This window comes from Ruegeria sp. AB9 (assembly GCF_056542585.1).
On the sequence record NZ_JBQGAA010000039.1, the window covers coordinates 1 to 4,157 of the forward strand.

Below are 4,157 nucleotides of genomic sequence, written 5' to 3' on the forward strand. Positions count from 1 at the left end.
GGTCAGCCAATAAAGGTCGCTCATGTCACCGCTCCGTTTTTCAAAACGTGAATCACGTGGCACAACGAAAATCAATGCATCCTGACCCTAGATATCCTGGTGCAAAGGTAACGCAATGCGAAAGCCGCCAGGCGTCCTCTAAACCGACTGATCGACCGGTTCGGCGAACCGCGTGTCATCGTCACCGACAACCTACGCAGTTACGTCAAACCGATTAGAGAACTATGTCCGACCGCTGACCACCGAGCGCACAAGCGGTTGAATAATCGCATTGAAGGATCGCACCGGCCGACCCGAAAACGCGAAAATCTAATGGGCCGCTTCAAATCTCCGAGGCAGGCCCAGTGGTTCCTTTCCGCTCACGACCAGATCAACATCATGTTCCGACCCTGCCGCTATCACCTCCCCGCTATCTCCTACCGCCACGCTCGATCGGATGCACACGATCTTTGGAATGGCTATGCCCTTGAGTTAACCTCCTGAACGCGCCGTCCACAGCGCTTTTCAACCGTTCTCAAACAACTTGGCAACGTCGTAGGCCCAGACAGTACGTTAATGCACCAGTGCCGCAGCGTTTTAGTCAAATTCTGGCAGCCAAAACCCGCCATGTTCCCATCTGTAAACCCGGTCAACTAGTTTCGACGGGCAGCAGTTCGGATCACTTTCAGCGAACTCTTTTCCGACAATTTGAATGCGATTGCTGGAAAGCGCTTCTACTGAGATCAAACCGCGAGCTGGCAAACCGACAAAATTAATGTCTGCGGTTGCCCACATATCGACGTGGGCCACAGACGGGCGGTACTCCGGAACACGAACTACGACTGGCATAAACGCGCTTGTTCCTGTTCCACCCTCGCAGCCTATATCAACAATTGGAAAGGCAATGTACGTGCTGATATCCATGTCATCTATTCCAAGTTCAGCAGTCAACATTTCTTGGTACGCATCGGTCTCTGAGCAGCCAACGGCGTTTACAAAGCTCTCGACCGGGGCAGCTACAATTGCTTGCCTGTCAGCATCCATTCCCATTGCGTTCGACGAAACCAATGCCATCGCGCCTGTGATAGCGAGAAAATCTTTCATTGTTTGCCTTTCTTGGATCTAAAAAACACTTGGCGCTAAGTGACAATCAAAGAGGCCGCTTCAAATCAATAGCAATTTTGACTTTAATTTAGTCAAAGCCTCGCGACACAACCGCTCCAAGAGGAAGCACGGCATATTTCGACAACATAACCCTCAAAACCAGTGTTTGCAGCAGTAATGTGATTGATGTAATTACAACCCATGGATGACGCCCGCGTTTTCAATGTCACGGACAGCAAGGGGCTTTTTTTGTGCCCTGTATGTGGATTCGCGGGGTACTCGGATACGCCTGCCTACCTTAAGCACGGCGGACGGATCGGGGAAACAATCTGTGATTGCTGCCAGTGGCAACCCGGTTTCGACGATTGTCCAAATGCAAGCGATACTGCCGAAGAAACCATCATCAGCTCCGTCAAATCTTATCGGGCGAACTGGTCGATTACGGCCGCGTGGCAAGGGCCGAAGGGTACTGAACCTGACGAGTTCGACGGAGCTCAACAATTGGCTACTCTTGCCCGACTTGCCCCTCATCTCTTTTGAATATTCCACCATGTGTCAAATTGCACATGTGATAAACAGTTCGTCGTTTTATTCATTTGTTAATTCGAACATATGGAAGAACTAAAGTCGTGAGACGGAATAAATTGCCACGATACTGCCGCTATCCACCATACCTCTATTGGGAGAGTTCCTTTTCTTGATGGCCAAGCAAATGAAATCCCGACCATTACCTCATGCCGTGTTTTTGATCAGCATGATGTTTTCATATCCCGCAAACGCTGATTGCTCGGAAGCACGGGAAGTTTGGGCGGACGTTAAATCCTCGCAGTCAGTCACTGTTCTGCAAGGGTTTCAATCGGCCTATTCCGATTGCGCTGTCTACTCTGCTTTGGCGAACGACCGTCTGGTCGCATTGGGGGCCACCGCAGGATCAACATGGCCAATCACTACAAAGAATCTTGATAAGCCGACACGCACCCGCGAAGCAGTTCCGGAGATGGACAAGTGCCTGACGCTCACCGCGGGAGACGGCCAGCACCCGGCCTACGAAAAAGTCTCACCTGAGGAGTTCGAACCTGAAAAGGCGCTTGAGGTGTGCCTCGTTGCCGCCGATCCAAAACTGGACAATTCCTTAAGAGACGGAGCAACGGGGCTGGCTCGTGTCAAGTCCGCACTGGGAGATTTCGAAGCGGCCTTTGACCTGTTGCAAGAGGCTGTGGCCGCAGGAAACCATGAGGCGCGCCGGCAAAATGCTGTGGCATATCAAGCCGGTCTAGGGGTGGCGCGGGACATGGGCAAAGGTCTAGAACTGATGAAACAACTGGCCGATGACGGGTTTGCACCGGCAATGGCCGACTATGGCATTACCCTGGCCGTTAATCCTCAGTCCGCTTCTGACCAGGCCGCCCAAAACGAAGCTGCGGCTTATCTGGCACGCGCCTATCGGGCTGGACGTGAATCCACGGGCAAATACCTTGCTCCTCTGATCAGCGATCCGAAAAACTCTGAATTCGACGCTGTTTGGGCCGTGGAGATCATGGAAGGTATGGTCGATCAGTTGGATGGCGATTGGCCAAGAACGCTCGCCACATATTATCTGGACGGCCATGGTGAGGTTGCGCCTGACGCGGACAAAGGGCTGCACTATGTGGCGCTACTCAAGTCCAGAGGTTTGAAACCTCCATTTAACGAAGCCGAAATGGCCTGCATGCAAGCAGCAGGGGCACCAACCCAGTTTTGGGACCTGAAGTCCGTCGCAGTCAGGGACCAGGATCTCGACATACCCAGCGCATTGACCATTTGCTCGGATGCGCGCCGGATAAGCGGCGTTTTCCTTCCCGAAATCGGCGCGATCCTGGCGCGAGTCCTGATGGCGGATGGCGAATATGAACAGGCACGCGAATTGGCAATGGAACAGGTGCGACATGGAACCGGTTTAGCCATGTATGTGCTGGGAAAGCTGAATGAGGCAGATAGCTATTACGCAAACGCAGCAGACTGGTACCTGCAAAGCACCGAAGCAGGGTTCGGGTTGGGCATGGAAGCGTTGGGCGATCTGTATTGGGAGGGGTTAGGTGTTCCGCAAAGCGAGGCCAAGGCACTGGAGCTGTTTGAACGGGCGGCAATTTTTGCACGTCACGTCGATCTTCAGATCTGGCTGGGGGAGTACTATGGAGATCTGTCGAATGACCTTTCCGACGAAGAGAAAGCTGAACAGTACCTGAAAATGGCAACAAGCCAAGAACGTCATCCGGATTTCAGCCGAGCGATGACCGCGTTGGGGCAGTTTTACTTGAACCGAACAGTGTTCGATCATGATTACGCTGCGTTGGCTTTTGAAGCGTTCAATACGGCCGTCGAGTTTCGTGAGGGCTGGAACAATCAAATGACAGAGATCGATCCCGGAGCCTACATGGGGTTGGCGCGAATGTATATTGAAGGCATCCATGTCGAGCGCAACACTGTCGCTGCTGTCACAATGTTGAGATACGCGGCTAACGCAGGCGAAACCGGTGCGCTGATGTCGGCAGGAATGATATTGGAAGCTGAAGGAAACTTGGTTGAAGCTGCCCCGTATTATCTCGAGGGCTGCAAAGCAGATCTTTTTCTTGCGTGTTCTCGCGCAGAACGTGCGGTAGAAGCCGCAGCGCTTGAAAAGCTTGAAAACCTGTCGGAGGCGGACTGAGAAATGAGACCACTGAACTACATGACGATGGTGGCGGCGACAGCAATCATACCGCTGGCGGTGCAGGCAGAAGGCACAACTTGCGGCGAAGCGCGCCTGATGTGGGCGGATGTCAAGGAAAGCGGCTCTGTTTCGGTCTTGCAGGCCTTTGTCAGTACCTTCCCGGATTGCCCCATCTATAAAGGCCTGGCGGAAGAGAAACTGGCCAATCTGGCCGCGCCTGCAAGCGGAGGGGTTTCTGCGTCCGAAACGGACGTTGCACAGGACAAGGAGCCACTGCGAGCAGACGAGGAGATCGCGGACTTCGAAAACACCGGACGCGACTATAACAGCTTTACAGAGGTTGAGACATCCTGCATGGCCGAGGCGGCGGCGCCCACGCAGCATG

4 protein-coding genes and 1 pseudogene are annotated in these 4,157 nt (G+C 53.3%); 4 read left to right on the forward strand and 1 reads right to left on the reverse strand.

Features of this window, described 5'->3' with window-relative positions:
- Positions 1 to 84 precede the first annotated feature (84 nt).
- Positions 85 to 483 (forward strand): annotated as a pseudogene (locus tag ACR0K5_RS24905) (DDE-type integrase/transposase/recombinase); the annotation flags it as partial.
- Between the two features lie 93 nt (positions 484 to 576).
- Here ACR0K5_RS24905 and ACR0K5_RS24910 read toward each other — a convergent pair.
- A complete protein-coding gene (locus ACR0K5_RS24910) occupies positions 577 to 1,083 on the reverse strand; it encodes a hypothetical protein (protein WP_480632200.1) in 507 nt (168 codons plus the stop codon).
- Between the two features lie 201 nt (positions 1,084 to 1,284).
- Between ACR0K5_RS24910 and ACR0K5_RS24915 the strand changes: the two genes are divergently transcribed.
- From ACR0K5_RS24915 to ACR0K5_RS24925, 3 genes are all read left to right on the forward strand, one after another.
- On the forward strand, positions 1,285 to 1,623 hold the full coding sequence (locus ACR0K5_RS24915) for a hypothetical protein (protein ID WP_480632201.1): 339 nt from the start codon (positions 1,285 to 1,287) through the stop codon (positions 1,621 to 1,623).
- 217 nt (positions 1,624 to 1,840) lie between these two features.
- A complete protein-coding gene (locus ACR0K5_RS24920) occupies positions 1,841 to 3,769 on the forward strand; it encodes a tetratricopeptide repeat protein (RefSeq protein ID WP_480632202.1) in 1,929 nt (642 codons plus the stop codon).
- A 3-nt stretch (positions 3,770 to 3,772) separates the two neighbouring features.
- A partial coding sequence (locus tag ACR0K5_RS24925; RefSeq protein WP_480632203.1) for a hypothetical protein occupies positions 3,773 to 4,157 on the forward strand: 385 nt, incomplete at its 3' end.